Source organism: Modestobacter versicolor (assembly GCF_041028285.1).
Lineage (GTDB): Bacteria > Actinomycetota > Actinomycetes > Mycobacteriales > Geodermatophilaceae > Modestobacter > Modestobacter versicolor_A.
Window position 1 is genome coordinate 1,146,890 of sequence record NZ_JABGDB010000001.1, and the last position, 26,754, is coordinate 1,173,643.

Below are 26,754 nucleotides of genomic sequence, written 5' to 3' on the forward strand. Positions count from 1 at the left end.
GGCTCAGCGGCCCGGCGGCAGCTCCAGCCGGGTGCCCTCGACCGGGGCGTAGGAGGCGGCGTCGGCGGGGTCGCCCGTGCCGGTCCAGCGGGCCACCCGCGGGTAGGGGAACAGCGGCCGGGTGGCCACCACGGCGCCGGTCCCGTCGACCTGGCGGGCCAGCAGCTGCTCGGGCGCGCGGCCGTGCTCCACCCAGTCGACCAGGGCCTCGAGCGCACCGGTCGGCTGCGGGCCGACGCCGCCGCCGCAGTGCCCGACGCCGGGGGCGACGAAGAGCCGGAGGAAGGCGTGGGTGCGGTCGGCGCCGAGGAGGCGCTGCACCCGTTCGTGGTAGTCGAGCGTGCCCTGCAGCGGGACGCCGAAGTCGGCGGCGCCGTGCCAGAGCAGCGCCTTGCCGCCACGCTCGGCGAACGCGGACAGGTCCGGGTCGTCGGCGGCCAGCACCGCCGAGTACTGCTCCACGGCCTGGTCGAAGAACGCCTCGAACCGGTCGGTGCCGAGGGTGCGCCAGTCCCAGTCGGGGTCCTGGGCCAGGAAGAGCCCGAACCACCAGAGGTCGAACACGAACGGCCGGCCGACCAGCCCGCCGTCGACCACCTCCGAGTCGTGCAGCCCGGCGAAGGGCGCGCCCGGGGGCAGGCCGTACCAGAGGAACTCGCCGGTGCGGCGCCGCGGGCCCTCGCCGATCGCCCGGACCACCGCGACGTCGGCCTCGGTCAGCGGGCCGTCCGGCGTCGGCAGGCCGACCAGGGCGTCGAGGTCCACGGTGCAGCCCAGCGGGTCGGCGACCACGCCGTCGGCGACCCCGTCGCCGGCGGTGTCGCACTGCGCGACGACCGCGGCCAGCGCCGCCTCGAACTTCGCCGCCGAGACCACGGTGCCGCGCTCGCGCATCACCACCTGGCCCCACAGCTGCGCGGTCTGCATCTGCGGGTAGTTGATCACCGGGGCGCCGGCGAGGACGCCGTCGTAGTCGCCGGGGTGGCGCTGGGCCTCCGTCAGCCCCTGCCGCCCGCCGGTGGAGCAGCCGTTCCAGTAGCTGAACCGGGGCCCGCGGCCGTAGCAGGCGGTGACGACGGCCTTCGCGGCCACGGTCATCTCGTGCACGGCCACGTGGCCGAACGCGCGGATCCGCGGCCAGTCCAGCCGGCCGCGCCCGTCCAGCGCGAAGGACGCCGTCGGGCCGGGGTGACCGCCGTCGGTGGCCGCGGCGGCGTAGCCCGCGCGCAGCGGGTCGGCCAGCGCGTCGGGGGAGCCGCCGAGGAAGCCGCCCCCGCCGGTGCCCTGGAACCGCTCGTTCCAGCCCTCGACGGGCAGCCACACCCAGACGGTGACGGGATCGCCGGCCGCCGGGTGGGTGATGGTCAGCTGCACCCGCACCGAGGCCGGCGTCGCGTCGTCGCCGGGGTGCTCCTCGACGCTGTCGACGGTGGTGTCGGGCAGGGTCAGTGCGCGCAGTGCGGCCAGGTCTGCCACGGGCGGTTCCGTCCTCTCGGGGGGTCGGCGCAGCGTGGCACGCGCGGTCGCCGCCCACGAGCCGGTCTTCCGTCCGCGCGGTGGTACCGCCGGCCGGGGGAGGGCCGCTACCGTGCCGGGCCGTGAGCTGGCTGCCCGACGACTTCGTCCACCCGCTGCGGGCCGAGCTGCCCACCGGTCACCACCTGCGGCCGGTGGGCGACGCGGACACCGCCCTCGACTTCCCGGCGGTGATGGGCTCGCGGGAGCGGCTGTGGTCGGTCTACGGCCCGGCGTGGGGCTGGCCGCCGGCCACCATGACCGAGGAGCAGGACCGGGAGGACCTGGCCCGGCACGCCCGGGAGACCGCTGCGCACGAGAGCTTCCTGTACGGGCTCTTCCCCGCCGACGAGTCCGAGCTGCTCGGCTGCCTGTACGTCGACCCCCCGGAGCGCGTGGGCGGCGCGGACGCCGAGGTGTCCTGGTGGGTGGTCGACGGCCTGGTCGGCAGCGAGGTGGAGCGGGCGTTCGACGCGTTCGTGCCGCGGTGGCTGGCCGACGAGTGGCCGCTGCGCGCACCGCGGTACGTCGGCCGCGACCTCAGCTGGGCCGAGTGGCTGTCGCTGCCCGAGCTCGACCGCTGACCACGGGCTCCACACCGCGCCGAGCGGCACGTCCGGGCGACGATCGGACCTCAGGCGCCGTCCGGGACCGGTGGGTGGTCCGACCAGCGCCGCGCCTCAGCCACGAGGCGCCGGACCCACCGGTGGACCAGCACCCCGACCGCGGCCAGCGGCACGGCCGGGAGTGCGGCGGTCCAGTCGTCCCGGGGGACGGCCGCCACGAGACACGCCAGGGCCGGGGCTCCCACCACCGCGCCCAGCAACGCGCCGAGCAGCCACCACTCACGCCGGGTCGTCGCGAGGCGGCGTCGCACCTCGGCGTCGACGGCGGGTCGCCACTGCGGCCCCGGGTCGTCGTGCTCACGCAAGGACCGCCGGACCACCCGACGGCGCTCCCGGGCGTCCGCCGTCCGCAGCTGCCAGGCCAGGACGGCGGCCCAGCCGACCGAGGACCCTGCCATCCCGCTCAGCGCCACTGATCCGGCCAGGACGACCACGGCCCAGCCGAGCGCGGCGTGGAACGCCACGAGGAGCAGCAGCCACCCCCGGGCCGAGTCGATCATGGCAGCAGCGTAGGCACCGGCCGTGAGCTGGACGTTCGAGCGGCGGCACGCACGGGCAACGGCGCACGAGAGGGCCTTCCGGACCGCACCCCGGTGGCACGGGACCGTGTCGCCGTCACGGTCGCGACGCCGGGGCGTGCAGCGGCAGGAGCCGGGCGGCCAGCGACTCCGGCCGGCGGCCGCGCCGGTCCGACTGCGCTCCGGTCGACAGCGCCCTCGGCCACGGCGCTGCGACCGGCAGCCCCCGCCGTGCCCTCAGGACCTGCCCTCCAGCGCACGGCGCGCAGCCGCGAGCACCACGGGGTCCGCGCAGCCACCGGCGAACCCAGCGATCCGGCGCTCGATGTCGCGGCCCAGCACCCGGGTGCCGATGTGCTCGGCCAGCGGGGCCAGCCAGGCCGGGCGGCAGCGGAAGACGTACCGCCACACCGCGCGGGTGCCGCCGTCCACCGGGGTGAACCGCCAGCTGCCGGCGAAGACGCCGAAGAACCACGGGCCCTGGGTCATGTGCATCCCGACGTGCGACGGCGGCACGTAGGAGACGTACTCGCTGACCATGCCCAGGCCGTGCCGCGACCGGGTGGCGGTGCGCACGCCCTTGGCCGGCCGCGTGCTGCCGTCGAGGAAGTGCTGCCGGCGCACGAAGGGGTCCCAGCGGTAGCGCACCTCGCCGGTGGTCTGGGAGACGGCGAAGGCCAGCGCCGGCTCGACCGGGACCACCACCTCGGCCTCGACCTGGGCCATCACGCCCCGCTTCCAGCGATCATGGCCGGAGCGTAGGTACCACCCGCCTGAGCTGCACCTTCGAGGTCTGAGAAGGGGCCGCAGGAGGCCCCCTACGATCTACGCGTGTCCCGGGAACCGATGATCGCGCCCAGCCTGCTGTCCGCGGACTTCGCCCGGCTCGCCGACGAGGTGCAGCGCATCGCTGACGCCGACTGGGTGCACGTCGACGTCATGGACGCCCACTTCGTGCCGAACCTGACCCTGGGCCTGCCGGTGGTGCAGGCGATCCAGGCGGTCAGCCCGGTGCCGCTGGACTGCCACCTGATGATCGAGGACCCGGAGCGCTGGGCGCCCGGGTACGCCGAGGCCGGCGCCCGCAACGTGACCGTGCACGCGGAGGCCTGCACCGACCCGCGCGCGGTGGCCCGCGACCTGAAGGCCGCCGGGGCGCTGGCCGGGCTGGCGCTCAAGCCGGGCACCCCGCTGGAGGCCTACCTCGACGTGCTGCCCGAGTTCGACACCCTGCTGGTGATGACCGTCGAGCCCGGGTTCGGCGGCCAGTCGTTCATGCCGGAGGTGCTGCCCAAGGTCCGTGAGGCGCGGCGGCTGGTCGAGACCGGGCACCTGCAGCTCTTCGTCGAGGTCGACGGCGGCATCAACGCCGACACCATCGAGCAGGCGGCCACCGCCGGCGCCGACGTGTTCGTCGCCGGCTCCGCCGTCTTCGGCGCCGACGACCCCGCCGCGGCCATCGCCAGGCTCCGGGCGCTGGCCGCCCGGTGAACGCCGCCGAGCAGGCGGCGATGGCCCGGGCCCGCGAGCTCGGGCTGCGGGTGCTGGGCACGACCAGCCCCAACCCGCCGGTCGGCGCGGTGGTGCTGGACGCCGCCGGCGCCGTGGTGGGCGAGGGCGCCACCTCCCCGCCCGGCGGCCCGCACGCCGAGGTGCACGCGCTGGCCCAGGCCGGCGAGCGGGCCCGGGGCGGCACCGCGGTGGTCACCCTGGAGCCGTGCGCGCACACCGGCCGCACCGGGCCCTGCGCCGACGCGCTGCTCGCCGCCGGCATCGCCCGGGTCGTCGTCGCGGTGCCCGAGCCGACCACCCTGGCCACCGGCGGTGCCACCCGGCTGCGCGCGGCCGGCGTCGACGTCGAGCTCGGCGCGGAGCGGACAGCGGCGGCCGAGGGTGCGCTGGCGGCCTGGCTCACCGGCGTCCGCGAGCACCGCCCGCACGTGGTGTGGAAGGTGGCCACCACCCTCGACGGCCGGGTGGCCGCCGCCGACGGCACCAGCCGCTGGATCACCGGCCCCGAGGCGCGGGCCGAGGTGCACCGGCTGCGGGCCGGCTGCGACGCCGTGCTCGTCGGCTCCGGCACGGCGCTCGCCGACGACCCGCAGCTGACCGTGCGCGACCCCGACGGCCGCCCCGCCGGGCGGCAGCCCCTGCGGGTGGTGCTGGACCGCCGCGGCCGGGTGCCGGCCACCGCCCGCGTGCACGACGCCGCCGCCCCCACCCTCGTCAGCACCGCGCCGACGCCGGCCACCCTGCTCGCCGAGCTGTTCGGCCGCGACGTCCGCCGGGTGCTGCTGGAGGGCGGCCCGACGCTCGCCGCGGCGTTCCTGGCCGACGGGCTGGTCGACGAGGCCGTCGTGCACGTCGCACCCCAGCTGCTGGGTGCCGGTGCCCACATGGTGGGGGCACTGGGAATCAGCACGATCACCGACGCGCTGCACCTGCACGTCACCGACGTCACCCGCCTGGGCGGGGACGTGCAGATCCGGATGCGTCCCACCCGGCACACTGGTGGGCCTGGGACGACCGGCGGAGGGAGCTGACGTGTTCACCGGCATCGTGGAAGAGCTCGGCACCCTGGTCGCGCGCGAGGACGGCGCGGACAGCGCGGTGCTGCGCATCCGGGCCCGGACGGCGCTGCAGGGCGTCGCGCTCGGCGACTCCATCTCGGTCAACGGCGTCTGCCTCACCGTCACCGGTGTGGAGCCGGACGCCGACGGCACCGGCATCTGGAGCACCGACGTGATGGCCGAGACGCTGCGGCGCAGCAGCCTGCGCCGGGTCGGCACCGGCGACCCGGTGAACCTGGAGCGCGCCGTCACCCCGACCACCCGCCTCGGCGGGCACATCGTGCAGGGCCACGTCGACGGCGTCGGCACCGTGCTGTCCCGCACGCCCGGCGACGACTGGGAGGTCGTGCGGGTCGCCGTCCCGGCGGACCTGGCCCGCTACGTGGTGGAGAAGGGCTCGATCACCGTCGACGGCGTCTCGCTGACGGTCAGCGCGTTGTCCGACGACGAGGGGGCGGACCAGCCCCAGCCGTGGTTCGAGGTCAGCCTCATCCCGACCACCCTGCGAGAGACCACCCTGGGCGAGCGCGCTCCCGGTGACCCCGTCAACCTGGAGGTGGACGTCATCGCCAAGTACGTCGAACGACTGTTGGGAGCACGACGATGACCCTGCACCTGGACTCGATCGAGGACGCGATCGCAGCGGTCAAGAGCGGGCGCCCGGTCGTGGTGATCGACGACGAGGACCGGGAGAACGAGGGCGACCTCATCTTCGCCTCCGAGCTCGCGACCCCCGAGCTGGTGGCCTTCATGGTCCGCTACACCTCGGGCTACATCTGCGTGGCCGTCACCGAGGAGGACGCCGACCGGCTCGACCTGCCGCCGATGTTCCGGGTCAACCAGGACCGCCGGGGCACCGCCTACACCGTCACCGTCGACGCCCGCGAGGGCGTCACCACCGGCATCTCCGCGGCCGACCGGGCGCACACCATCCGCACGCTGGCCTCGGCCGACTCCGGCTCCGCCGACCTGGCGCGCCCCGGGCACGTGGTGCCGCTGCGCGCCCGGGACGGCGGCGTGCTGCGCCGGCCCGGCCACACCGAGGCCGCCGTCGACCTGGCCGTGCTGGCCGGGCTGCGCCCCTCGGGGACGCTGTGCGAGGTGGTCAGCGAGAAGGACCCGACCGGCATGGCGCGGGGCGAGGAGCTGCGGGTCTTCGCCGACGAGCACGACCTGGTGATGGTCTCCATCGCCGACCTGATCGCCTACCGCAAGCGGTTCGACAAGCTGGTCGAGCGGGTCGCCGAGGCCCGGGTGCCGCTGCGGGCCGGCGAGTTCGTCGCGGTGGGCTACCGCAGCTCCTACGACGAGCGCGAGCACGTGGCCTTCGTCTACGGCGACATCGCCGACGGCGACGACGTCCTGGTCCGGGTGCACTCCGAGTGCCTCACCGGCGACGTCTTCGGCTCGCTGCGCTGCGACTGCGGCCCGCAGCTGGACGCCGCCCTCGCCGCGGTGGCCCACGAGGGGCGCGGCGTCGTGCTCTACATCCGCGGGCACGAGGGCCGGGGCATCGGCCTGCTGCACAAGCTGCAGGCCTACCAGCTCCAGGACACCGGGGTCGACACGGTCGACGCGAACCTCGACCTCGGCCTGCCCGCCGACGCGCGCGACTACGGTACGGGCGCCCAGATCCTGGTCGACCTGGGCGTGCACACGATGCGGCTGCTGACCAACAACCCGGCGAAGCGGGCCGGGCTGGAGGGCTACGGCCTCAAGATCACCGGTCGGGTGGGCCTGCCCACGCACGTCACCGCCGACAACGTCGGGTACCTGCGCACCAAGCGCGACCGGATGGGACACCTGCTGGACATCATCGAGCCCGACCACGGGCCGGTGGACGACGAGCGAGGCGGCCGCGCGGCCGCCGGGGGGAGCGACATCCCGATGCGCCAGAACGAGCAGCCGGCATGAGCGGCGTGGGAGCGCCGCGGCAGGAGCCGGTCGACGCCGCAGGGCTGACCCTGGGCATCGTCGCCGCCACCTGGCACCGCGAGATCAGCGACTCGTTGCTCGAGCGCGCGCTCGCGTGCGCCGCCGCCGCGGGGGTCACCTCCCCGACCGTCGTCCGGGTGCCGGGCGCGATCGAGCTGCCCGTCGTCGCCCAGGCGCTGGCGCAGACCCACGACGCCGTCGTGGCGCTCGGCGTGGTCGTCCGCGGCGGCACCCCGCACTTCGAGTACGTCTGCGACTCCTTCACGGAGGGGCTCACCCGCGTCGCGCTGGACGCCGGCAAGCCCGTCGGCAACGGCGTGCTGACCACCGAGGGGGAGCAGCAGGCCCGCGACCGGGCCGGCATGGACGACTCCGCCGAGGACAAGGGCTGGGAGGCCACCGCCGCCGCCCTGCAGACCGCGCTGGTGCTGCGCGACCTGCGCACGCCCAAGCAGAGCACCGGATTCGGCGTGAACCCCGCGTGAAGTCGTTCGACCAGCTCTTCGCCGAGCTGACCGAGAAGGTGGCCGCCGGTGACCCCGCGTCGGGCACCGTCACCGCCGTCCGGGACGGGGTGCACGCCGCGGGCAAGAAGGTCGTCGAGGAGGCGGCCGAGTCGTGGATGGCCGCGGAGCACGAGGGCGCCGAGCGCACCGCCGAGGAGATCAGCCAGCTGCTCTACCGGGTGCAGGTGCTGATGCTCGCCCGGGGCCTGAGCCTGGACGACGTCTACGCTCACCTCTGAAGAAGGACCTCGTCCCTCCCCACGACGCGCTCCGCACGCCGCGGGGCCCTGGGACGAGGCCGTTCCATCACGTCACCTAGGAGTTCGTACCGTGCTGCGCGTCGCCGTGCCCAACAAGGGCGTCCTGAGCGAGCCCGCGGCGGCGATGCTCGCCGAGAGCGGGTACCGGCAGCGCCGGACCACCAGCGAGCTGGCGGTCTACGACCCGGAGAACGACACCGAGTTCTTCTACCTGCGCCCGCGCGACATCGCCATCTACGTCGCGGCCGGCACGCTGGACGTCGGGATCACCGGCCGGGACATGCTGCTGGAGACCACCCCCGGCGACGGGGAGGGCGCGGTGGCCGCCGAGGTCATGCCGCTGGGCTTCGGCCGCTCCTCCTTCCGCTTCGCCAGCCCCGCCGACTCCCCGGTCGACGAGGTCGCCAAGCTCGAGGGCCGGCGGATCGCCACCGCCTACCCGGGGCTGCTGCAGCGCTTCCTGGACGAGAGCGGGATGAAGGCCTCCGTCGTCAAGCTCGACGGCGCGGTCGAGACCGCCTGCCGGCTCGGTGTCGCCGACGCCGTCTGCGACGTGGTGGAGACCGGGACGACGCTGCGGGCGGCCGGCCTGCGGATCATCGGCGACCCGGTGCTGGCCAGCGAGGCCGTGCTGGTCGGCCGGGCCGGCGCCGACGAGGTGCCCGCGGTCGCCCAGCTGCGCCGCCGGCTGCAGGGCGTCCTGGTCGCCCGGCGCTACGTGATGCTGGACTACGACTGCCCCGACGAGCTGCTGGCCCGGGCGACCGCGATCACCCCCGGGCTGGAGGGCCCGACGGTCAGCCCGCTGCAGACCGAGAACTGGTCGGCGGTGCGGGCGATGGTGCTCAAGGACGACACGAACCGGTTGATGGACGAGCTCTGGGAACTCGGGGCCCGGGCCATCCTGGTCACCACCATCACCGCCTCCCGCCTCTAGGAGCACCCCGTGCGCCGCGCCGTCCTCTCCCTGGTGATCCTGGCACTGGCCGGTTGCGCCACCGGCCCGGACGACGGCACGGCCGCGGCACCGACCTCGGCCGGGGACGAGCTGGTGGTGGTCGTGGACCGGGGCGACGGCAGCGCACCGGAGCGCCACACGCTCACCTGCGGTGACCCGGCGGACGGCGACCTGCCCGACCCGGCGGCGGCCTGCGACCAGTTGCGCGCGCTCGAGGCGCCGTTCGACCCGCTGCCGGCCGACCAGGCGTGCACCGAGCAGTACGGCGGACCGGAGACGGCGCTGGTCACCGGCCGCTGGGCCGGCGACGCCGTCCGGCTGGAGCTGGCCCGCACCCACGGGTGCGAGATCGACCAGTGGACCCGGCTGGCGCCGCTGCTCCCGACCGGCTGAGCCGACCGCGACCGGTCAGCGCGGGCGGGCGGTGCGGTCGACCAGGTCGATGGCGGTGCACAGCCCCAGCGCCAGGGCCCGGCCGCTGGTGGACCCGGTGGCCAGCAGCGCCCGGATGGCCGGTGCCAGCGCCCCGTCGCCCACCAGGCCGCGCAGCACGGCGGCGAACTCACCGCTGACCTGACCGGCGGCGGCGTGCTTCAGCAGCGCCCGGGACAGCTCGGTGGTGCGGCCGGCGGCCAGCGAGGTGACGCCGGCGCCGAACCGCTCGGCGGCGGGGTGGCCCAGCAGCACCAGCCCGGCCGTCGTCCCGGCGAGCACGTCGTCACCGGCCGGGGTGAGGCCGGGGCCGAGCCCGATCAGCCGGGTCGCGGTGCGCAGCGCGGCGTCCAGGTCGGCGCGGCGCACCGCACCGCGGAGCGCGGCCAGCGGACCGCTCGGGCCGCCGGGCAGCCCGGGCAGCGAGAACGCGCTGTGCGGCACGCCCTCGCCGTACAGCGCGGCGCGCAGCTGCCGGACGCCCTCGGGGAGCAGCGCGGGGCGGGCGGTCGGCAGCTTGGGCCGCGGGTCCCACCAGGAGGCCGCGCTGACGGTCAGGTCACCGACCACCAGCCGGCCGCCGCCCACCCGGGCCGGGGCGCCGCTGGGCACCGACACCAGCGGGCGGCCGTTGGCGGGGCGGAACAGGATGCAGCCCAGCGGGAGCCGGGCGGCGTCGGAGGTGAGCACGCCGACGACGTCGGCACCCTGCGGGGTCTGCACGGTCAGGTACACCGCCGCCGGCACGCTGAGCAGCACCCGGGCCGGGCGCACCGGACCGCGGAGCAGCTCGGCGACGCCGGTGCTGGCCTGGGCCGGGACCGACGCGCGGCGACCGGCGCCGTTCTCCGGGGAGGAGCGGGGCACGTGCATGGCGGGCACGCCGGCGCGGGCCGCCCGCCCGGGGTGCGCGCCCCGGCGGGCCGTGGTCTGCTGAGCTCCCGCGGGGGTGCCGCCGGTGCTCTCGTCGATGGTGTGCATGTGCCCTCCACCTGTGCGTCGACGGCGGTGCCTGGTGCGGCAGACCGTCCCGGTGCTGTCCCTCGGACCGAGGCAACCGGCCCCCGGTCTGATACCGGGACGACCGACCTCCGCGCGCCGAGACCAGGTGTCCGGGAGACGAACCTAAGTGGCGAGTCCCTCGGGCCTGTATGGCGATTCTCGCCAAGCCTGGGTATTGCCGTCCAGAGACGTCTGACAGAATCTCGGGGGAGTTGACTCGGTAGGGCGTCGTGGGGGTACGTACAGTGACTGAACGTGAAGCTTCCGTGACATACCCTGCACAAAGCGATCGGTCGGCTACGTTCAGTTCTGTCCCGGCCTCGCCGGAACCGGTCCTCTCGCAGCTGCCACCGGCCGACCGGACCGCGATGCAGGACAGCATGGGCCTCACCGTCGACCAGCTCCTGCAGCTGCCGGGGCTCGAGGGCACCGTCGTCGTCGGTGGGGCCACCGGTACCCGCCGGATCGTCCGGCACGTGGCCGTCGACGACCCGGCCGACCCGCTCGCCGGCGGGCCCGACGTGCTGGTGATCCTGGGCTCGAAGCTCCCGCGGTCCGATCCGGGGCAGAGCCGGGCGCTCATCGAGCGGCTGCACCGCGGCGGCAACGGCGCGCTGGCCTACCGCTCCGAGGCCGGCGTCGGCAACGCGGCGGGGGAGATGCCCGCGGAGGTGCTCGCCGAGGCCGACCGGCGGGGCTTCCCGGTGCTCGCGCTGCCCAGCTCGACCCGGCTGGACGAGGTCGTCGCCGAGGTGCTCGGCGCGATCATCGACAAGCAGACGCAGGCGCTCTCGCTCGCCAACCGGATGCACAACCAGTTCATCGACGTCGCGCTGTCCGGCGGTGGGCTGGCCGAGGTCACCACCCAGGTCTCGACGTTCCTGGCCGGTGCCGCGGTCCTGGGGCTCGGCCCGGACCGCGAGGTGGCCACCAGCGCCGGCCCGCCGGACGAGGTCACCGAGATCCGCGACTGGCTGTGGCTGCTCGACGCCGCCGCCGACGACGCCTTCGGCGACCTGACCCCGGCGCGGCGGCTGTCGGGCAACCGCGCCGACCAGAGCGTGGTCACCCCGGCCGAGGTGCTCGCCGACGCCGACCTCTCCCCGGCCGACGGCATCCTGCTGGTCCCCGGCCACCACGAGCTCCCCGGTGGGCTGGGGGAGTACGCCGTCGCCCCGATCATGGCCGGCGAGCAGCGCCACGGCTGGCTCGTCGCGGTCAACCGGCACGGGCCGATGCTGCTCGGCGCCGGTGCCGTGCTCGAGCAGGCCGCGGTGATCGCCGCGCTGTCGGAGATCCGCTCGCAGGCCGTGCACTCGGTCGAGCTGCGCTTCCAGGGCGACCTGGTCCGCCGGCTGGTCGGCGGGGTGGTCGGGCACACCGAGCGGACGCTGGCCTACACCCGGTCCTTCGGCTGGCGGCTCGACGGCCCGGTCGTGGTCCTGGTGAGCGGCACCGAGACGGTGGCCGACGCCAGCGCCGACCCGACCCGCGCGCTCGACGTGCTGGACCGGCTGGCCGACGGCTGGCGGGCCGCGGTGGACGCCGAGGTCGCCGGGGCCGCCGTCGCGGGTCTGGCCACCGAGATCGTCACCGTGCTGCCGCTGGACGGGCGCACCCCCGAGGAGCTGTCCGCGCTGGTCGCCGCGGTCACCGCCCGGGTCAACGCCCGGCTGCGGCGGGTGGGCCGGCTGCTGGGCACCGGCATCGGGCGTCCGGCCGAGTCGCTGTCGGGGCTGTCCGAGGCCTACCAGCAGGCGCAGCGCGCCCTCGTCGTCGGCCAGGAGATCCACGGCGGGCACGCGGTCACCCACTTCGACCAGCTCGGCGTCTTCCGGCTGCTGTCGCTGATCCCGGACAGCAACGAGCTGCGGTCCTACGTCGACGAGGTGCTCGGTCCGCTGGCCGACTCCGCCGACACCGACTCGACCGACCTCCGCGACACCCTGCGGGTGCTGCTGGAGACCAACCTGAACGTGGCCGAGTCGGCCCGCCGGCTGCACTTCCACTACAACACGATGCGGTACCGGATCGGCAAGCTCGAGCGCCTGCTCGGGCCCTTCACCACTGACCCGACGCTGCGGCTGAACCTGCTGCTGGCGCTGCACGCGGCGCGGATGCGCGGGCTCGACCAGCCGCACCGCCCGCCGCTGGAGAGCCTGGCCTCCGTCGTCCTGGACGACGGGCTCGAGTCACTGGGGTAAGTCGGGGAGGTAACGGCTGGTCACACGCGCCACGCCGTGATCCGAACGTGTCCGCAGACCCCTGGTGCGGGCGCGATCGGGATGCCATTGTGCGATCCCTCAGCGCTGAGCTACTTCGCTCGGCGGCCCGCTCGAGGAGGACCTGATGGCGTTCGGCTGGAAGCTCTACGGGGACGGGAAGACCCCGCCGCTCGGTGAGGCGGTGGCGCCCGACGAGCGGCTGTCGTGGCCGCTGACCGTCGGCATCGGCGCGCAGCACGTCGTCGCCATGTTCGGCGCGACGTTCGTCTTCCCCCTCATCATGGGCCTGGACGCGAACCTCGCGATCCTGATGAGCGGCATCGCGACGATCATCTTCCTGCTCATCGTGCAGGGGAAGGTCCCCTCCTACCTGGGCACCAGCGCCTCCTTCGTCGGGGGTGTGGCCGCGGTACGGGCCCAGGGCGGTGACAGCGGGGACGTCGTCGGCGCGATCCTGGTGTCCGGCATCGTGCTGGCGCTCGTCGGCCTGCTCATCCAGCGGGCCGGCACCGTCGTGGTCAACAAGGTGCTGCCGCCCGCCGTCACCGGCGCCGTGGTGCTCTTGATCGGCTTCAACCTGGCCCCGGTCGCCGCCGCCACGTACTGGCCGCAGGACCAGTGGGTCGCGCTGGCCACGATGACCTTCGTCATCGTCTGCTCGCTGGCGCTGCGCGGCTTCTGGGCCCGCATCTCGATCCTGCTCGGCCTGGTGTTCGGCTACCTGTTGTCGTTGCTGCTGGACGCCACGGCCGGCCAGATCACCTCCTTCGACGCCGGCGTCGGCGACGTCACCACCCGCGACCGGGTCAACCTGGACGCCGTCGGCCAGGCCGACTGGTTCGGGCTGCCGGACTTCACCGCGCCGTCGTTCTCGGTCAACTTCTCCCTCCTCGTGCTGCCCGCGGTCATCGCGCTGGTCGCGGAGAACGCCGGCCACGTCAAGGCCGTCGGCGAGATGACCAAGCGCAACCTGGACCCGGTGCTCGGCCGGGCGGTGTTCGCCGACGGCGTCGGGACCGTGGTCGCGACCTCGGTCGGCGGCTCGCCCACGACCACCTACGCGGAGAACATCGGCGTCATGGCCGCCACCCGGGTGTACTCGACCGCGGCGTACTACGTCGCGGCGATCGTGGCGATCCTGCTGGGCCTGGTGCCCAAGTTCGGCGCGATCGTCAACGCCACCCCGGGCGGCGTCCTCGGCGGCATCACCGTCGTCCTCTACGGGATGATCGGGCTGCTGGGCGCCAAGATCTGGAAGGAGAACCGGGTCGACTTCGCCAACCCGATCAACCTGGTGCCGCTGGCGGCCGGGATCATCATCGGGATCGGCAACGTCAACCTGACCTTCACCGACAACTTCTCCCTCGGCGGCATCGCGCTGGGCACGATCGTCGCGGTGGCCGGCTGGCACCTGGCCCGGGCGCTCGCCCCGGCCGAGATGAAGGCGGCGCTGTACGAGGAGGGTGGCTTCGCCGGCGGCACCGGCCCGGCCCTCGGGTCGACCGGTGGGCACCGGGCCGGCGGCGGTCACCGCGCCGACGCGGGCGGGGCGGACCCCTCCGACGTCGACCGGGCCAACCCCCCGCGCTGACCGCAGCACCCCTGTCCACGCCGGCCCGGCTCCTCCCGTGGGGAGCCGGGCCGGCGCGCGTCCCGGCCCGGGCCGGGGTCGGTGCGTGACCGCCGGGCCGCCGGGGCACAGGCTCCGACGGGGGCCGCGCCGGTCGGCCCGGAGGAGAGGTGCGCATGACCGAGAGCAGCAGGCCGCTGGCCGGGAAGGTCGCCCTGGTGACCGGGGCGTCGTCGGGCATCGGGGAGGCGACCGCGGTCGCCCTCGCCGAGGCCGGCGCCGCGGTCGCCGTCGGGGCCCGCCGGCGCGACCGGCTCGAGGCGCTGGCCGGCCGGCTGCGGGCGGGCGGTGCCACGGTGCTGGAGCTCGACCTGGACGTCACCGACGAACGGGCCTGCGCCGCTGCCGTCGCCCGCACCCGCGAGGAGCTCGGCGGCCTCGACGTCCTGGTCAACAACGCCGGGGTGATGCTGCTCGGGACGATCGTCGGCGCGGACACCGAGGACTGGCGCCGGATGGTGCAGACCAACGTGATGGGCGTGCTCTACATGACCCACGCGGCCATCGACGGGATGGTCGAGCAGGGGTCGGGCGACGTGGTCAACCTGTCCAGCGTGGCCGGCCGGGTGGCCCGCAAGGGCGCCGGCGTCTACAACGCCAGCAAGTGGGCGGTGAACGCCTTCAGCGAGTCGCTGCGCCAGGAGGTCACCGGCCGTGGCGTGCGGATCGGCCTGGTCGAGCCCGGCGCGGTGGCCACCGAGCTGTCCAGCCACATCACCCAGCCCGAGGCGCGGGAGGCGTCGGCCCAGATGGCGGCGGGCATGCGCACGCTGCAGGCCGAGGACATCGCCCGCGCGGTGCTCTACCTGGTCACCCAGCCGCCGCACGTCGCGGTCAACGAGGTGCTGGTGCGCCCCACCGACCAGGAGCGCTGAGTCAGCCGGCCTCCAGCACCCGCTTGAGGGTCTGCAGGTCGGTGCTGATCGCGTCGGTGTCGGCGGCCCAGGCCTCGTCGGGGGTGCCGGGCGCGCGGCGCACGGTGAAGACGACCTCGCTGCGGTCCGGGCCGTCGGCGAGCACCCGCAGCGGGTTGGTCGTCGTCGTCCCGTCGGGCAGCACGACGTCGTGGTCGAGGACGCCGTACTCGTTGACCGGGACGAACCGCACCAGCACCCGGCCCATCGGGGAGTCGGCCACCCACTCGCCGCGCTCGCGCCGGATGCCGTCGGCCAGCCCGGCCGCCCACCGCGGCAGGTGCGCCGGGTCGCGGGCGTAGGCGTACACGGCGGCGGCGGGGCGGTCGATGGACACGGTGAGGTGCCGGGACTCCGTCATGCCCGCATCGTGCCCTGTGGCTCCCCTCGGGGTGGCGGGTCCCTCCGGCGACCGCCGGACCGCAGCGTTCCCGCCGGACACCGACGCTCCCCGGCCAATGCCGGTGCGGCGTCCGGGAACCGCCAGAACCCGTCGGTGGTCCTCCCTAGGGTCGGGCACGTGCCCACCGCGACGCGTGCCCCGCTGACCCTGCTGGCCGTGGCGGTCACCCTGCTGGCCTGGGCTTCGGCGTTCATCGGCATCCGCGCGGTGGGGGAGGACCTCTCCCCGGGGGCGCTGGCGCTGGGCCGGCTCGCCGTCGGCACGGCGGTCCTCGGCCTGCTGCTGGCCCCGCGGGGCTGGGTGCGCCCCACGGCCGGGGAGTGGCGGCTGCTGGTGGTCTGCGGGGTCGGCTGGTTCGGCATCTACAACGTCGCGCTCAACGCCGCCGAGCAGCACCTCGACGCCGGGACGACGGCCATGCTGGTGAACATCGGCCCGGTGCTGATCGCGGTCTTCGCCGGGCTGCTGCTGGGCGAGGGCTTCCCGCGCTGGCTGGTCGTCGGGCTGGGCGTCGCGTTCTGCGGGGTGCTGCTGATCGGGGCGGCCACCCGCAGCTCCGGCGCGGACCTGCTCGGGGTCGCGCTCTGCGTGGTCGCCGCCGTCACCTACGCCGCCGGCGTGGTCGCGCAGAAGCCGCTGCTGCGCCGGCTCCCGGCGCTGCAGGTCACCTTCACCGCCTGCGCGATCGGCGCGGTCTGCACCCTGCCGTGGGCCGGCGTGCTGGCCGGCGAGCTCGCCGGGGCGCCGGCGTCCTCGATCGCCGGCATGGTCTACCTCGGGGTGGTGCCGACCGCGATCGCGTTCAGCACCTGGGCCTACGCGCTGTCCCGGATGGACGCCGGCCGGCTCGGGGCCACGACGTACCTGGTGCCGCCGATCGTGATCCTGCTGGGCTGGCTGCTGCTGGACGAGGTGCCGCCGGGGTTGGCGTTCGTCGGCGGGGCGGTCTGCCTGGCGGGGGTGGCGCTGTCCCGCCGCCGCGACCGGCCCCGGCGGCCCGTGCCGGTGCCGCAGGAGGCCGGGTCCGCTCCCTGACCAGCCGTAGCCGGTCCGACATCTGCGCCTGCTAGGACTGCGTCATGACCGACTCCCCAGCCGACCTCGTCGTCACCGGTGCGCGGGCGCGCGGCGGGGCGGTCGTCGACGTGCACTGCGCCGGCGGCCGGGTGACCGCGCTGCCACCGGCCGGCGAGCTGCCCGTGCCGCCGGGCGCGGTGCTGGTCGAGGCCGACGGCGGGCTGGTCACCGAGCCGTTCGTCGACGCCCACCTGCACCTGGACAAGGTGCGCACGCTGCCCTGGATCGGCGATGCGGCGCTGCAGGCCTACACCGGCGACGGGATGGCCGACTCGGCGCGCAGCATCGACCTGGCCCGCGCGGTCAAGGAGCAGTACACGCTCGAGCGGCTGCTGCCCTCGGTCCGGCAGGCGCTGGCCGACGGCGAACGGCACGGGGTGCTGCACGTCCAGGCGTTCGCCGACGTCGACACCGCCGCCGGGCTGGTCGGCGTGCAGGCCGTGCTGGCGGCGCGGGAGGAGTTCCGCGGCCGGGTCGACGTCTCCGTCGTCGCCTTCCCGCAGGACGGCGTGCTGCGCGACCCGGGGGCCGCCGAGCTCGTCGAGGAGGCGCTGGCCGCCGGCGCCGACGTCGTCGGGGGCATCCCGTGGATCGAGGCCTCGGTCGCCGACCAGGAGGCGCACGTGGAGTGGGCGTGCGCGCTGGCGGCCCGGTCCGGACGCCGGGTGGCCATGCTCACCGACGACGCCCCCGACCCTGCCTACGACACCACCCGGATGCTGGCCGAGGCGATGCGCCGGCACGGGCTGCAGGGCCGCGGGGTCGCCTGCCACGCCCGCGCGCTGGGGCACTACGACGCCGACCGGCAGGCCGCGGTGCTGCAGCTGGCCCGGGAGGTGGGCCTCGGGCTGGTCAGCGACCCGCACACCGGCTCGGTCGCGCTGCCGGTCGAGCGGGCCGTGGCGGCGGGCGTGGCGGTGGCGCTGGGCCAGGACGACATCGAGGACGCCTACTACCCGTTCGGCCGGCACAACCTGCTGGAGGTGGCGTTCCTGGCCGCCCACCTGCTCGACATGCGCACCGGACCGCAGCAGGAGGTGCTGGTCGACCTGGTGACGACGTCGGCGGCGCGCGTGCTGGGGCTCGCCGACCACGGGCTGCGCGTCGGCGGGCCGGCCGACCTGCTGGTGCACGACGCGACCCGCACCGTCGACCTGCTGGCCCGGCACGCGCCACCGCGGGTCGTGCTCCGCGGCGGGGCCGTGCTGCGCTGAGTCAGCGCCCGCCGGGCAGCGCGTCGGTCACCCGCTCCAGTGCGCCGGGCACCAGCGAGTAGTAGGCCCACACCCCGCGCTTGTCGCGCTGCAGGAAGCCGGCGTCGACCAGCACCTTGAGGTGGTGGGACACCGTCGGCTGGGAGAGCCCGAGCGGGTCGGTCAGGTCGCACGCGCAGACCTCGCGGCCGTCGTTGCCGGCGACCAGGGAGAGCACCCGCAGCCGGGCCGGGTCGGCGAGGGCCTTGAGCGTGCGGGCGAGCTCGGTGGCCGTCTCCGCGCTCATGGCGTCGGACAGCGCGGCGGGGGAGCAGCCGACGTCGACCAGCTCGAGCATCGGCAGCGCAGTTCGCCCGGTGTTCACCACGCCAGTATCGGTGGGACATTGACGGCTGTCGATACCCCAGGCATCCTCGCGAGGGACATCGACCGATGTCGATGGACGACGAGGAGCAGCCCCCGCATGAGCGACACCGTCGCCGAGACACCTCGGCCGGCCACCGACCTCGAGACCCCGGTGCTCGCCCGGCTGTCGACGCTGGACCGGTTCCTGCCGGTCTGGATCGTCGTGGCCATGGCGGCCGGGCTGCTGCTCGGCCGGCTGGTGCCCGGGCTCGACGACGCGCTGGACGCCGTCCGGGTCGGCGACGTGAGCTTGCCGATCGCCGTCGGGCTGCTGCTGATGATGTACCCCGTGCTGGCCAAGGTCCGGTACTCCGAGCTGGACCGGGTGACCGGCGACCGCCGGCTGCTGGCCGCGAGCCTGGCGCTGAACTGGCTGATCGGGCCCGCGCTGATGTTCGCCCTGGCCTGGCTGCTGCTGCCCGACCTGCCCGAGTACCGCACCGGCCTGGTCATCGTCGGGCTGGCCCGCTGCATCGCCATGGTGCTGATCTGGAACGACCTGTCCTGCGGCGACCGTGAGGCCGCCGCAGTGCTGGTCGCGATCAACTCGGTGTTCCAGATCGTCGCCTTCGCCGCGCTCGGCTGGTTCTACCTGCAGGTGCTGCCCGGCTGGCTGGGCCTGTCGACCACCTCGGCGGAGTTCAGCGTGTGGGCGATCGTGGTCTCGGTGCTGGTCTTCCTCGGCATCCCGCTGCTGGCCGGGTTCCTCACCCGCACGATCGGTGAGCACCGCAGGGGCCGCGACTGGTACGAGAGCCGGTTCCTGCCGAAGATCGGCCCGGTCGCCCTGTACGGGCTGCTGTTCACCATCGTCATGCTCTTCGCCCTGCAGGGCGACGCCATCACGTCGAACCCCTGGGACGTCGTCCGGATCGCGCTGCCGCTGCTGGCCTACTTCGCACTGATGTTCGGCGGCTCGTTCCTGCTCGGCATGCGGCTGCGGCTGGGCTACGCCAAGACCGCCACGCTGGCGTTCACCGCCGCCGGCAACAACTTCGAGCTCGCCATCGCCGTCGCGATCGGCACCTTCGGCGTCACCTCGGGGCAGGCGCTGGCCGGGGTGGTCGGCCCGCTGATCGAGGTGCCGGTGCTGGTCGCGCTCGTCTACGTCTCGCTCTGGGCCGCCCGGCGCTGGTTCCCGGGCGACCCCACCGTCCCGGCCCGCATCGACGAGGGAGCAGCGCGATGACCCAGACCGACCAGCCCGGTGGCTTCCCGGGGCTGCAGGACCCGCACGTGGTGCTGCGGCGCCACGTGGAGGACCTCTCCACCCGCTTCGCCGGGATGGTGAACCCGGAGACCGTCGAGCGGATGGTCTTCGAGTCCTACGCCGGGCTGGGCCGGACCGCCCGCGTGACGACCCACCTGCCCGTGCTGACCTGCCGCTTCGCGACCGAGCGGCTCACCGCCCTCGCCCAGGCGAAGGGAGTGCTGGCCAAGGAGGCACCGGAGGTGTTGTTCGTCTGCGTGCAGAACGCCGGCCGCTCGCAGCTTGCCGCCGCCATAGTCGAGCACCTGTCGGAGGGGCGGGTGCACGTCCGGTCCGCGGGGTCCATGCCGGCGGACGAGGTCGACCCGGTCGTGCTGGAGGTGCTGAGCGCACGGGGCATGACCGCCACCGACGCGTTCCCCAAGCCGCTGACCGACGACGTCGTCCAGGCCGCCGACGTGGTCATCACCATGGGCTGCGGTGACGCCTGCCCGGTCTACCCGGGAAAGCGCTACCTGGACTGGGACGTCGCCGACCCCGCCGGCCGGGAGTCGGCGCAGGTCGAGGCGATCGCCGTCGACGTCGAGACCCGCGTGCGGGGGCTGCTCGCCGAGCTCGGCGCGTGAGCCGCCGGCTGGTCGTCATCGGCGGCAGCGACGCCGGCACCTCCGCCGGGCTGCGCGCCCGGGAAGTCGACCCGGCCGCTGAGGTCACCGTCGTGGTCGCCGACGCCCACCCCAACTTCTCCATCTGCGGCATCCCGTACTACATCGCCGGTGACGTACAGCCCTGGCAGTCGCTGGCGCACCGCACCTACGCCGACCTGGAGGCGGCCGGGCTGACCCTGCGGGTCGACACCCGGGCCACCGGGATCGACGTGGCCGGGCAGCGCGTCGTGGTGACCGGTCCGGACGGCGCCACCGACCGGCTGGCCTACGACGAGCTGGTCGTCGGCACCGGCGCCCTCCCGGTGGTGCCGGCCATCGCCGGGATCGGCGGGCCGGACGGACTCGGGCCGGCCGACGGGGTGCACCTGCTGCACACGATCGATGACGCCCGCGCCCTGATGACCGGTCTCACCAGCCGCCCCGTCCGCTCGGCGCTGATCGTGGGTGCGGGCTACATCGGGGTGGAGATGTCCGAGGCCCTCGTCGCGCGCGGCATCGCGACCACCGTGGCCCAGCGGCCGGCCGAGGTGCTGGCCACCGTCGACGCCGAGCTCGGCGCCCTGGTGCACGCCGAGATGGCGGGGCACGGGGTCGAGGTGCTCACCGGCACCACCGTCACCGGGCTGGCCCGCACCGAAGACGCCCGGATCGCGATCACCGTGCCCGGGCAGCCGCTGGTGACGCGGTTCGACCTCGTGGTCGTCGTCGCCGGCGTCCGGCCCGACGTGGAGCTGCTGGTCGAGGCCGGCGCACGCACCGGCCCCGGCGGTGCGGTGGTCGTCGACGAGACGATGGCCACCGGTCTGCCGCACGTCTGGGCAGCCGGGGACTGCGTGGTCACCCACCACCGCCTGCTGGGCGTCACCTGGCTGCCACTCGGGACGACCGCCCACAAGCAGGGCCGCGTCGCCGGTGCCAACGCCGTCGGCGGGACCGCCCGCTTCGCCGGGAGCGTGGGCACCCAGGTGGTCAAGGTCTTCGACCTGGTCGCCGCCCGCACCGGCCTGCTCGAGCACGAGGCGGTGGCGGCGGGCTTCCGGCCGGTGACCACCCAGACCAGCCCGGACGACCACAAGGGCTACTGCCCCGGCGCCCAGCCGATCACGATCCGGGTCACCGCCGACGCCGACACCGGTCGGCTGCTCGGCGCCCAGCTGGTCGGCCGGCTCGGCAGCGAGGTCGCCAAGCGCGCCGACGTCTACGCCACCGCCCTGTTCCATGCCATGACCGTCGAGGGCCTGGCCGACCTCGACCTGGCCTACACCCCGCCGCTGGGGTCACCCTGGGACGCGGTCCAGCTGGCCGCCCAGGCCTGGAGCCGGGAACACCGACCCCCGACCCGCACCGCAGCACGTCCGGCGCTGGCCGGATGAGCCCCTCGATCAAGGAGAACGACGTGACCGACCGCCCCAGCGTCCTGTTCGTCTGCGTGCACAACGCGGGCCGCTCGCAGATGGCCGCCGGCTGGCTGCGGCACCTGGCCGGCGACGCCGTCGAGGTCCGCTCCGCCGGGTCGGTACCGGGCGACCAGGTGAACCCCTCGGCGGTCGCCGCGATGGCCGAGGTCGGCATCGACATCTCCGACCAGCAGCCCAAGGTGCTCACCACCGACGCGGTCGAGGCCTCCGACGTCGTGATCACCATGGGGTGCGGCGACGCCTGCCCGATCTTCCCCGGCAAGCGGTACCTGGACTGGGCGCTGGAGGACCCGGCCGGCAAGGGCGTCGAGTCGGTGCGCCCCATCCGGGACGAGATCGAGGGCCGGATCCGCGGGCTGCTCACCGAGCTCGAGGTACCGGTCGCACCGGCCCGCTAGAGCCGGGAGCTGGCCGCCGCAGCGACGGCTGCGACGGCCGCCAGCCCGGCCAGCCCGGTCAGCATCGCCGGGTAGCTGCCCAAGGTCTCGGCCAGCGCCGTGCCGGCCCAGGGTGCGAGCGCGGCCGCGGCGGTGATCGGGGCGGCGAACCAGCCGGACAGCGCGCCGTACCGGTCGCTGCCCCACCGGTCGGCGACGACGGTGGCCGCCAGCAGCGTGGCGGCGCCCCGTGCGGCGCCGGCGAACACGGCCAGCGCGACCAGCAGCGGGACCGGTCCGGGGACCGCGGCCAGCAGCCCGATCGCCAACGCGGAGGCGGCCACGATCGCCACGGTCCGGGTCGTCGGGGTGGTCCGGGCGGTCAGCGGGGCGTAGCCGATCCGGCCCAGCAGCTGGCCGGCGCCCAGCAGCCCGAGGGTGGTGGCGGCGAGCGAGGCGGACATGCCCCGCCCGGTGAGCAGCGGGATGAGCGTCAGGCTGGCGGAGTACATGCCGAACGCGGTGAGCGTGAGCGCCCCGGACAGCAGCAGGAAGCCGGGGCTGGTCACGATCGACCGCACCGAGGCCGGGACGGCGTCCCGGTGCGGGTGCTCCCGTGCCGGGGTCCACGCCGGCGTGAGCGCCAGGGCGTGCAGCGGGACCGTCACCACCACCAGGACGACGGCCAGCACGAGGTAGGTGGCCCGCCAGGACAGCTGGTCCAGCAGCACGCTGGTCAGCGGCGCGAAGACGGTGCTCGCGAGCCCGGCCACCAGGGTCAGCGTGGTCAGCGCCCGTACCCGCCCGGGCCCGTACCAGCGGGTGACCGCGGCGAACGCGGCCTGGTAGAAGGTGGCGGCCATGGCCATTCCCGCCACCAGCCAGGCGGCGACGAACCAGGCCAGCGTCGGCGCCAGGGCGATCCCGGCGACGGCCGGCCCGGCCAGCAGCGAACCGGCGGTCATCACCCGCCGCGGGCCGGCCCGGTCCAGCCACCGGCCCACCGGGATGCCGGCCAGCGCCGAGACCACCAGCCCTCCGGAGAACGCGGCGGTGGTCGCCGACGCGGACCAGCCGGTGTCCGCGGTGATCGAGGCGAGCGCGACGGGGAAGGCGTAGTAGAGAACGCCCCAGCTGACCACCTCGCTGACGCACAGCGCGGCCAGCACCCTCCTGGGCGGACACGGGCGGGCGTCCGCCCCGGCGGTGCCCGTCGTGGCGGCCGGGTGCCCGGTCACCAGCCCGACGCGGGGGCCCCGATGGTCACCGGCTCGGGAGCGGTGCTGCAGCAGCCGGCCGCCGGTGGCTCCTCGGCCGAGTAGCCGTGCTGGCTGCCGGTGGAGAAGCCGACGCCCGAGGTCTCCACCGCCTCCCGGGCACCCAGGTCGGTGCTGCAGACCCCGGTGCTCGGCAGGTGCAGCTGCACCGAGTCGGCGGCCTCGGTGTCGCCGGCCAGCGCCGCGGCGATCGACCGGACCTGCTCGTAGCCGGTGGCCAGCAGGAAGGTCGGGGCGCGGCCGTAGGACTTCATGCCGACCAGGTGGAAGCCCTCGTCGGGGTGCTGCAGGTCGCGGTGGCCGTGCGGGGGGACGGTGCCGCAGGAGTGGGAGTTGGGGTCGATCAGCGGCGCCAGCCGCGCGGGGGCCTCCAGTGCCGGGTCGAGGTCCAGTCGCACCTCGCGGAGCATCGCCAGGTCGGGGCGGAAGCCGGTGGCCGCGGCGACCGCGTCGACGTCGAGTTCGAGGGCCCCGCCGTCCCGGGAGGTGCCGGTGACGTGCAGCCGGCCGTCGGGGGACGGCGTCAGGGCGGTGACCGTGACCTCGCGGTGCAGCGTCACCGCACCGGCCTGGACCGCCTCCTTGAGGCGCGACCCGAGCAGACCGCGGGCGGGCAGGCCGTCGGCGTCCCCGCCGCCGTAGAGCCGGGCGGGGGAGCGGCCGCGGATGGCCCAGCTGATCGCGGTGCCGGGGTCGGTCTTCTGGAGCTCGACGAGTGCGAGCAGCGTGTTCGCCGCCGAGTGGCCCATGCCGACCACGAGGGTGTGCCTGCCGGCGAAGCGGGCCCGGTCGGCGCCGAGCACGTCGGGCAGGGGCCCGGTCAGCCACGGGGCGGCCTCGACCTCGCCGACGGCGGCCAGGCCGGCAGCGCCCAGCGGGTTGCGCTGGCCCCAGGTGCCCGAGGCGTCGATCACCGCCCGTGCGCGGAGGTCGGACACCCGGCCGTCGACGACGGTGCGCACCAGGTAGGCGCGGCCCTCGCGGCCCACTGTGCGGGTCTTGTCCACCCCGACCCGGGACACCGCGACCACCCGCGTGCCGGTGCGGATCCGCCCGGCCAGCTGCGGGGTGGCGGCCAGCGGGGCCAGGTAGTGATCGGTCAGCTCGGCGCCGGTGGGCAGCTGCGCCGGGTCGGGGGACTGCCAGCCGGTGGGCTGCAGCAGCCGGGCGGCCGCCGCGTCGACGTCGTACTCCCAGGGGGAGAACAGCCGGACGTGCCCCCACGCGCGCACCGCGGCGGCGGGCGTCGGCCCGGCCTCGAGCACGAGCGGCTCCAGGCCCCGCTCGAGCAGGTGGGCGGCGGCGGCCAGGCCCACCGGCCCCGCCCCGATCACCACGACCGGCAGGTCGTCCGTCGTGTACGCGCTCATGACGTGCTCCGTCCTCGTCCGCCGACTACCAACGTCGAGGGACATTAACAGCGAACGCTGTTGACAGCAACGACGGTGTGGCACACTCGGCGCATGACCCAGGGCCTGGACGTCCGCCTGCTCGACGTCGACGAGCTGACCTCGCCCGCCGATCGCGCGAGGATGCTCGCACCGCAGCTGAAGGCGCTCTCCGACCCCAACCGCCTGCACCTGCTGCTGCTGCTGGCCGAGGGGTCGCGCACCGTCCGGGAGCTCACCGACGCCGCCGGGATGAGCCAGACTCTGGTCAGCCACCACCTGGCGCCGCTGCGCGAGCAGGGTCTGGTCACCATCACCCCCAAGGGCCGCAGCAACGTCTACTCGCTGTGCTGCGAGGCCCTCGCCGGCCCGGTCAAGACCCTGGCCACCCTCGCCGCGCTCACTCCTGAGGGCGCCGACGCCTGCTGCGCGCCCTGACGAGCTAGAGCCGCCCGAGCAGCTCCTCCATCTCGGCGATCTCCGCGGTCTGGTCGGCGACGACCCGTGCCGCCAGCGCCACCGCGTCGGGGTCGTGCCCCTCTGCCTGCTCGGTCCTGGCCATGTCGACCGCCCCCTCGTGGTGATCGATCATCAGCGTCAGGAACTCGCGGTCGAACGCGCCGCCGGACAGGCCGGTCAACCGGTCCGTCTCCGCGGCGGACATCCCCCCAGGCATGGCGCCCGAGCCGTGCCCGCCGTGGCCGGTGCCCGACGTCGGGGCGCCGGTGCCCCAGCGGTCGAGCCAGCCGGCCATCGTCTCGATCTCCGGGCCCTGGGCGGCTTCGATCCGGGCGGCGAGGTCACGCACCTCGGCGCTGCCGGACCGGTCGGCGGCGAGCTGGGCCATCTCGACGGCCTGCTCGTGGTGGACGGTCATCTGCTGGGCGAACGTGACGTCGGCGGCGTTGGCGCTGCTCACCGATGCAGAGGAGCCGGCGCCGACGGAGGACGCGGACTGTGCGCTGGTGCCGTCCCCGCTCCCGCAGGCGGTGAGGACGACGGCGGTGGCGAGGCCGGTGACGGCCACGGTGATGCGGTGCACGGACATGGGGGTCTCCTCGAACTGGGACGGGATGGGTAGATCGCGGTGGTCCCGGGCGCGTGGCAGCGCTGGGAACGGGTCGATCGGCCTAGGTCCGCAGGACGCAGAGAACGCTGAGGTCGGGCGGTCTCAGGGGTGGCCACCCGGACCGGACGCGCCGGGGCCGGGGTGCGGGTCGGTCGTGGAAGGCGGTGGCCGGCAGGGCCCGGAGCGGGCGCAGCAGCAGGAGCACGAGCACGGCGACGCCGGTGAGGACGGCGAGGCACAGCTCGGCGAGGTCGGACCTCGGGGCGTCGTCGGCCGGGTGCCCGGTCGCCGGGGCGACGGGATGGTCGTCGGTCATGGTCATGGTCGTGGTCATGGTGGTGGCCATGGCCTCGACCGGAGTTGCCGCGTGCCCGCCCGGCGATCCGTGGCCGGTGCTCAGGCCGTGCATGGCGAACAGGCCGGTGAGCACCCCGAACACCAGCAGCAGGCGGGCGATCAGCCCCACCCCGGCGCGGAGCGCGTGCTGGTGGGCCGTGGTCGCGGTGAGCACCGTCGCCCCCTCCAGTCGTCGTCGCCGGTCGTCCTCCGCCACGGTACCCCTTGCGCAGGCATACCCCCTAGGGGTATCCCGTTACTTACATCGACCCAGGAGGAACGCGATGGACGCCCACTCGACCCACCAGCACGCGGGCCCGGCCCTGCACGACGGCCACCCCGGACCCGACGGGCAGCAGCACGCCGGTCACGGCGGCCCGGTCAGCTGGGCCATGGCCGCACAGGCAACCCTGCACTGCCTCACCGGCTGTGCCATCGGCGAGGTGCTGGGCATGGTGATCGGCACCTCGCTCGGCTGGCACGACCTGGCCACCGTGGCGCTCGCGATCGGGCTGGCCTTCGTGTTCGGCTACGCGCTGACCATGCGCGGCGTCCTGCGCGCCGGGCTCCCGTTCCGCCGGGCCCTGCGCGTCGCGCTGGCCGCGGACACCCTGTCGATCACCGTCATGGAGGTCGTCGACAACGCCGCGATGCTGACGATCCCGGGCGCCATGGACGCCGGCCTGGGCAGCGGCTTCTTCTGGGGTGCGCTCGCCGCGGCCCTGGCAGTGGCCTTCGTCGTCACCACGCCGGTCAACCGGTGGCTGATGGGCCGCGGCAAGGGGCACGCCGTCGTCCACGCGCTGCACTGACGGGGTCGG

At 75.1% G+C, this 26,754-nt stretch carries 30 protein-coding genes; 20 read left to right on the plus strand and 10 right to left on the minus strand.

Translation table 11 applies throughout. The annotated features are described in order from the left end of the window. Positions 1-3 precede the first annotated feature (3 nt). Positions 4-1,476: a tannase/feruloyl esterase family alpha/beta hydrolase gene (locus HL054_RS05745; RefSeq protein ID WP_369137850.1), complete on the minus strand. Its 1,473-nt coding sequence runs from the start codon at positions 1,474-1,476 to the stop codon at positions 4-6. A gap of 122 nt (positions 1,477-1,598) precedes the next feature. Between HL054_RS05745 and HL054_RS05750 the strand changes: the two genes are divergently transcribed. Next, positions 1,599-2,099: a hypothetical protein gene (locus HL054_RS05750; protein ID WP_369137851.1), complete on the plus strand. Its 501-nt coding sequence runs from the start codon at positions 1,599-1,601 to the stop codon at positions 2,097-2,099. 50 nt (positions 2,100-2,149) lie between these two features. Here HL054_RS05750 and HL054_RS05755 read toward each other — a convergent pair whose 3' ends face one another. Together HL054_RS05755 and HL054_RS05760 are read right to left on the minus strand one after the other, a co-directional pair. Beyond that, positions 2,150-2,641 (minus strand): hypothetical protein, encoded by a 492-nt coding sequence (locus HL054_RS05755; RefSeq protein ID WP_369137852.1) that lies wholly within the window; start codon positions 2,639-2,641, stop codon positions 2,150-2,152. A 255-nt stretch (positions 2,642-2,896) separates the two neighbouring features. Then, a complete protein-coding gene (locus HL054_RS05760) occupies positions 2,897-3,385 on the minus strand; it encodes an SRPBCC family protein (RefSeq protein ID WP_369137854.1) in 489 nt (162 codons plus the stop codon). A gap of 105 nt (positions 3,386-3,490) precedes the next feature. On the opposite strand from HL054_RS05760, the gene rpe reads away from it, so the two are divergent. The 8 genes from rpe to HL054_RS05800 all read left to right on the plus strand — a co-directional run bounded on the left by rpe (position 3,491) and on the right by HL054_RS05800 (position 9,281). Continuing rightward, positions 3,491-4,150 (plus strand): ribulose-phosphate 3-epimerase, encoded by a 660-nt coding sequence (gene rpe, locus HL054_RS05765; protein WP_369137855.1) that lies wholly within the window; start codon positions 3,491-3,493, stop codon positions 4,148-4,150. Beyond that, the gene (ribD, locus tag HL054_RS05770; protein WP_369137856.1) at positions 4,147-5,202 is read left to right on the plus strand and encodes a bifunctional diaminohydroxyphosphoribosylaminopyrimidine deaminase/5-amino-6-(5-phosphoribosylamino)uracil reductase RibD; all 1,056 of its coding nucleotides are present in this window, start codon (positions 4,147-4,149) and stop codon (positions 5,200-5,202) included. Before rpe ends, ribD begins: the two co-directional genes overlap by 4 nt. A gap of 1 nt (position 5,203) precedes the next feature. After that, positions 5,204-5,836, plus strand: a complete 633-nt coding sequence (locus HL054_RS05775) for a riboflavin synthase (RefSeq protein ID WP_369137857.1) — start codon at positions 5,204-5,206, stop codon at positions 5,834-5,836. Then, positions 5,833-7,143, plus strand: a complete 1,311-nt coding sequence (locus tag HL054_RS05780; protein ID WP_369137858.1) for a bifunctional 3,4-dihydroxy-2-butanone-4-phosphate synthase/GTP cyclohydrolase II — start codon at positions 5,833-5,835, stop codon at positions 7,141-7,143. The genes HL054_RS05775 and HL054_RS05780 overlap by 4 nt, the downstream gene beginning before the upstream one ends. Next, positions 7,140-7,649, plus strand: a complete 510-nt coding sequence (gene ribH / locus HL054_RS05785) for a 6,7-dimethyl-8-ribityllumazine synthase (RefSeq protein WP_369137859.1) — start codon at positions 7,140-7,142, stop codon at positions 7,647-7,649. Before HL054_RS05780 ends, ribH begins: the two co-directional genes overlap by 4 nt. Then, positions 7,646-7,909, plus strand: coding sequence for a phosphoribosyl-ATP diphosphatase (locus HL054_RS05790; protein WP_369137860.1), 264 nt, complete (start codon positions 7,646-7,648; stop codon positions 7,907-7,909). Before ribH ends, HL054_RS05790 begins: the two co-directional genes overlap by 4 nt. Before the next feature lie 91 nt (positions 7,910-8,000). Next, a complete protein-coding gene (gene hisG / locus HL054_RS05795; RefSeq protein WP_369137861.1) occupies positions 8,001-8,867 on the plus strand; it encodes an ATP phosphoribosyltransferase in 867 nt (288 codons plus the stop codon). 9 nt (positions 8,868-8,876) lie between these two features. Beyond that, a complete protein-coding gene (locus HL054_RS05800) occupies positions 8,877-9,281 on the plus strand; it encodes an SSI family serine proteinase inhibitor (RefSeq protein ID WP_369137862.1) in 405 nt (134 codons plus the stop codon). Between the two features lie 15 nt (positions 9,282-9,296). Here HL054_RS05800 and HL054_RS05805 read toward each other — a convergent pair whose 3' ends face one another. Continuing rightward, on the minus strand, positions 9,297-10,301 hold the full coding sequence (locus HL054_RS05805) for a DUF2877 domain-containing protein (RefSeq protein ID WP_369137863.1): 1,005 nt from the start codon (positions 10,299-10,301) through the stop codon (positions 9,297-9,299). A 389-nt stretch (positions 10,302-10,690) separates the two neighbouring features. Between HL054_RS05805 and HL054_RS05810 the strand changes: the two genes are divergently transcribed. From HL054_RS05810 to HL054_RS05820, 3 genes are all read left to right on the plus strand, one after another. Beyond that, positions 10,691-12,526 carry a PucR family transcriptional regulator gene (locus HL054_RS05810; protein ID WP_369137864.1) on the plus strand — a complete coding sequence of 612 codons (1,836 nt, stop codon included), beginning with the start codon at positions 10,691-10,693 and terminating at the stop codon, positions 12,524-12,526. A gap of 145 nt (positions 12,527-12,671) precedes the next feature. Then, positions 12,672-14,138, plus strand: a complete 1,467-nt coding sequence (locus HL054_RS05815; RefSeq protein WP_369137865.1) for a uracil-xanthine permease family protein — start codon at positions 12,672-12,674, stop codon at positions 14,136-14,138. Positions 14,139-14,293: 155 nt separating this feature from the next. After that, complete coding sequence (locus HL054_RS05820) at positions 14,294-15,052, plus strand: SDR family NAD(P)-dependent oxidoreductase (protein ID WP_369137866.1); 759 nt, start codon at positions 14,294-14,296, stop codon at positions 15,050-15,052. 1 nt (position 15,053) lies between these two features. On the opposite strand, the gene HL054_RS05825 is transcribed toward HL054_RS05820, so the two are convergent. Then, positions 15,054-15,452, minus strand: a complete 399-nt coding sequence (locus HL054_RS05825) for an SRPBCC family protein (protein WP_369137867.1) — start codon at positions 15,450-15,452, stop codon at positions 15,054-15,056. Positions 15,453-15,611: 159 nt separating this feature from the next. Between HL054_RS05825 and HL054_RS05830 the strand changes: the two genes are divergently transcribed. Both HL054_RS05830 and HL054_RS05835 read left to right on the plus strand, forming a co-directional pair. Then, a complete protein-coding gene (locus HL054_RS05830; protein WP_369137868.1) occupies positions 15,612-16,529 on the plus strand; it encodes a DMT family transporter in 918 nt (305 codons plus the stop codon). A gap of 44 nt (positions 16,530-16,573) precedes the next feature. Then, positions 16,574-17,785: an amidohydrolase family protein gene (locus HL054_RS05835; RefSeq protein WP_369137869.1), complete on the plus strand. Its 1,212-nt coding sequence runs from the start codon at positions 16,574-16,576 to the stop codon at positions 17,783-17,785. Position 17,786: 1 nt separating this feature from the next. Here HL054_RS05835 and HL054_RS05840 read toward each other — a convergent pair whose 3' ends face one another. Then, positions 17,787-18,149, minus strand: coding sequence for an ArsR/SmtB family transcription factor (locus HL054_RS05840; RefSeq protein ID WP_369137870.1), 363 nt, complete (start codon positions 18,147-18,149; stop codon positions 17,787-17,789). 99 nt (positions 18,150-18,248) lie between these two features. Here HL054_RS05840 and arsB point away from each other — a divergent pair, with 99 nt between their 5' ends. The 4 genes from arsB to HL054_RS05860 are packed head-to-tail and all read left to right on the plus strand — an operon-like array spanning position 18,249 to position 21,884. Further along, complete coding sequence (gene arsB, locus HL054_RS05845) at positions 18,249-19,379, plus strand: ACR3 family arsenite efflux transporter (RefSeq protein ID WP_369137871.1); 1,131 nt, start codon at positions 18,249-18,251, stop codon at positions 19,377-19,379. Continuing rightward, complete coding sequence (locus HL054_RS05850; RefSeq protein ID WP_369137872.1) at positions 19,376-20,026, plus strand: arsenate-mycothiol transferase ArsC; 651 nt, start codon at positions 19,376-19,378, stop codon at positions 20,024-20,026. The genes arsB and HL054_RS05850 overlap by 4 nt, the downstream gene beginning before the upstream one ends. After that, positions 20,023-21,441, plus strand: coding sequence for an FAD-dependent oxidoreductase (locus HL054_RS05855; RefSeq protein ID WP_369137873.1), 1,419 nt, complete (start codon positions 20,023-20,025; stop codon positions 21,439-21,441). The genes HL054_RS05850 and HL054_RS05855 overlap by 4 nt, the downstream gene beginning before the upstream one ends. A gap of 23 nt (positions 21,442-21,464) precedes the next feature. Then, positions 21,465-21,884 carry an arsenate reductase ArsC gene (locus HL054_RS05860; RefSeq protein ID WP_369137874.1) on the plus strand — a complete coding sequence of 140 codons (420 nt, stop codon included), beginning with the start codon at positions 21,465-21,467 and terminating at the stop codon, positions 21,882-21,884. On the opposite strand, the gene HL054_RS05865 is transcribed toward HL054_RS05860, so the two are convergent. Both HL054_RS05865 and HL054_RS05870 read right to left on the minus strand, forming a co-directional pair. Next, positions 21,881-23,101 (minus strand): MFS transporter, encoded by a 1,221-nt coding sequence (locus HL054_RS05865; RefSeq protein WP_369137876.1) that lies wholly within the window; start codon positions 23,099-23,101, stop codon positions 21,881-21,883. The genes HL054_RS05860 and HL054_RS05865 overlap by 4 nt on opposite strands. Further along, entirely contained in the window at positions 23,098-24,510 is a 1,413-nt protein-coding gene (locus HL054_RS05870) for an FAD-dependent oxidoreductase (RefSeq protein WP_369137877.1), read from the minus strand. Before HL054_RS05870 ends, HL054_RS05865 begins: the two co-directional genes overlap by 4 nt. 93 nt (positions 24,511-24,603) lie before the next feature. Here HL054_RS05870 and HL054_RS05875 point away from each other — a divergent pair, with 93 nt between their 5' ends. Next, the gene (locus HL054_RS05875) at positions 24,604-24,966 is read left to right on the plus strand and encodes an ArsR/SmtB family transcription factor (RefSeq protein ID WP_369137878.1); all 363 of its coding nucleotides are present in this window, start codon (positions 24,604-24,606) and stop codon (positions 24,964-24,966) included. Positions 24,967-24,970: 4 nt separating this feature from the next. Here the strand turns inward: HL054_RS05875 and HL054_RS05880 are convergent, their stop codons facing one another. Continuing rightward, positions 24,971-25,576 (minus strand): DUF305 domain-containing protein, encoded by a 606-nt coding sequence (locus tag HL054_RS05880; RefSeq protein WP_369137879.1) that lies wholly within the window; start codon positions 25,574-25,576, stop codon positions 24,971-24,973. Between the two features lie 82 nt (positions 25,577-25,658). Continuing rightward, positions 25,659-26,150, minus strand: coding sequence for a DUF6153 family protein (locus HL054_RS05885; RefSeq protein ID WP_369137880.1), 492 nt, complete (start codon positions 26,148-26,150; stop codon positions 25,659-25,661). A 67-nt stretch (positions 26,151-26,217) separates the two neighbouring features. Here HL054_RS05885 and HL054_RS05890 point away from each other — a divergent pair, with 67 nt between their 5' ends. After that, entirely contained in the window at positions 26,218-26,745 is a 528-nt protein-coding gene (locus tag HL054_RS05890; RefSeq protein WP_369137881.1) for a DUF4396 domain-containing protein, read from the plus strand. Positions 26,746-26,754 lie beyond the last annotated feature (9 nt).

Coding starts and splice junctions, on each gene's coding strand:
- HL054_RS05820 (WP_369137866.1), top strand. CDS start 14,294: ATGACCGAGAGCAGCAGGCCGCTGGCCGGGAAGGTCGCCCTGGTGACC.
- HL054_RS05755 (WP_369137852.1), bottom strand. CDS start 2,641: ATGATCGACTCGGCCCGGGGGTGGCTGCTGCTCCTCGTGGCGTTCCAC.
- HL054_RS05875 (WP_369137878.1), top strand. CDS start 24,604: ATGACCCAGGGCCTGGACGTCCGCCTGCTCGACGTCGACGAGCTGACC.
- ribH (WP_369137859.1), top strand. CDS start 7,140: ATGAGCGGCGTGGGAGCGCCGCGGCAGGAGCCGGTCGACGCCGCAGGG.
- arsB (WP_369137871.1), top strand. CDS start 18,249: ATGAGCGACACCGTCGCCGAGACACCTCGGCCGGCCACCGACCTCGAG.
- HL054_RS05760 (WP_369137854.1), bottom strand. CDS start 3,385: ATGGCCCAGGTCGAGGCCGAGGTGGTGGTCCCGGTCGAGCCGGCGCTG.
- HL054_RS05780 (WP_369137858.1), top strand. CDS start 5,833: ATGACCCTGCACCTGGACTCGATCGAGGACGCGATCGCAGCGGTCAAG.
- HL054_RS05815 (WP_369137865.1), top strand. CDS start 12,672: ATGGCGTTCGGCTGGAAGCTCTACGGGGACGGGAAGACCCCGCCGCTC.
- HL054_RS05850 (WP_369137872.1), top strand. CDS start 19,376: ATGACCCAGACCGACCAGCCCGGTGGCTTCCCGGGGCTGCAGGACCCG.
- HL054_RS05810 (WP_369137864.1), top strand. CDS start 10,691: ATGCAGGACAGCATGGGCCTCACCGTCGACCAGCTCCTGCAGCTGCCG.
- HL054_RS05880 (WP_369137879.1), bottom strand. CDS start 25,576: ATGTCCGTGCACCGCATCACCGTGGCCGTCACCGGCCTCGCCACCGCC.
- HL054_RS05870 (WP_369137877.1), bottom strand. CDS start 24,510: ATGAGCGCGTACACGACGGACGACCTGCCGGTCGTGGTGATCGGGGCG.
- HL054_RS05835 (WP_369137869.1), top strand. CDS start 16,574: ATGACCGACTCCCCAGCCGACCTCGTCGTCACCGGTGCGCGGGCGCGC.
- HL054_RS05805 (WP_369137863.1), bottom strand. CDS start 10,301: ATGCACACCATCGACGAGAGCACCGGCGGCACCCCCGCGGGAGCTCAG.
- HL054_RS05825 (WP_369137867.1), bottom strand. CDS start 15,452: ATGACGGAGTCCCGGCACCTCACCGTGTCCATCGACCGCCCCGCCGCC.
- HL054_RS05890 (WP_369137881.1), top strand. CDS start 26,218: ATGGACGCCCACTCGACCCACCAGCACGCGGGCCCGGCCCTGCACGAC.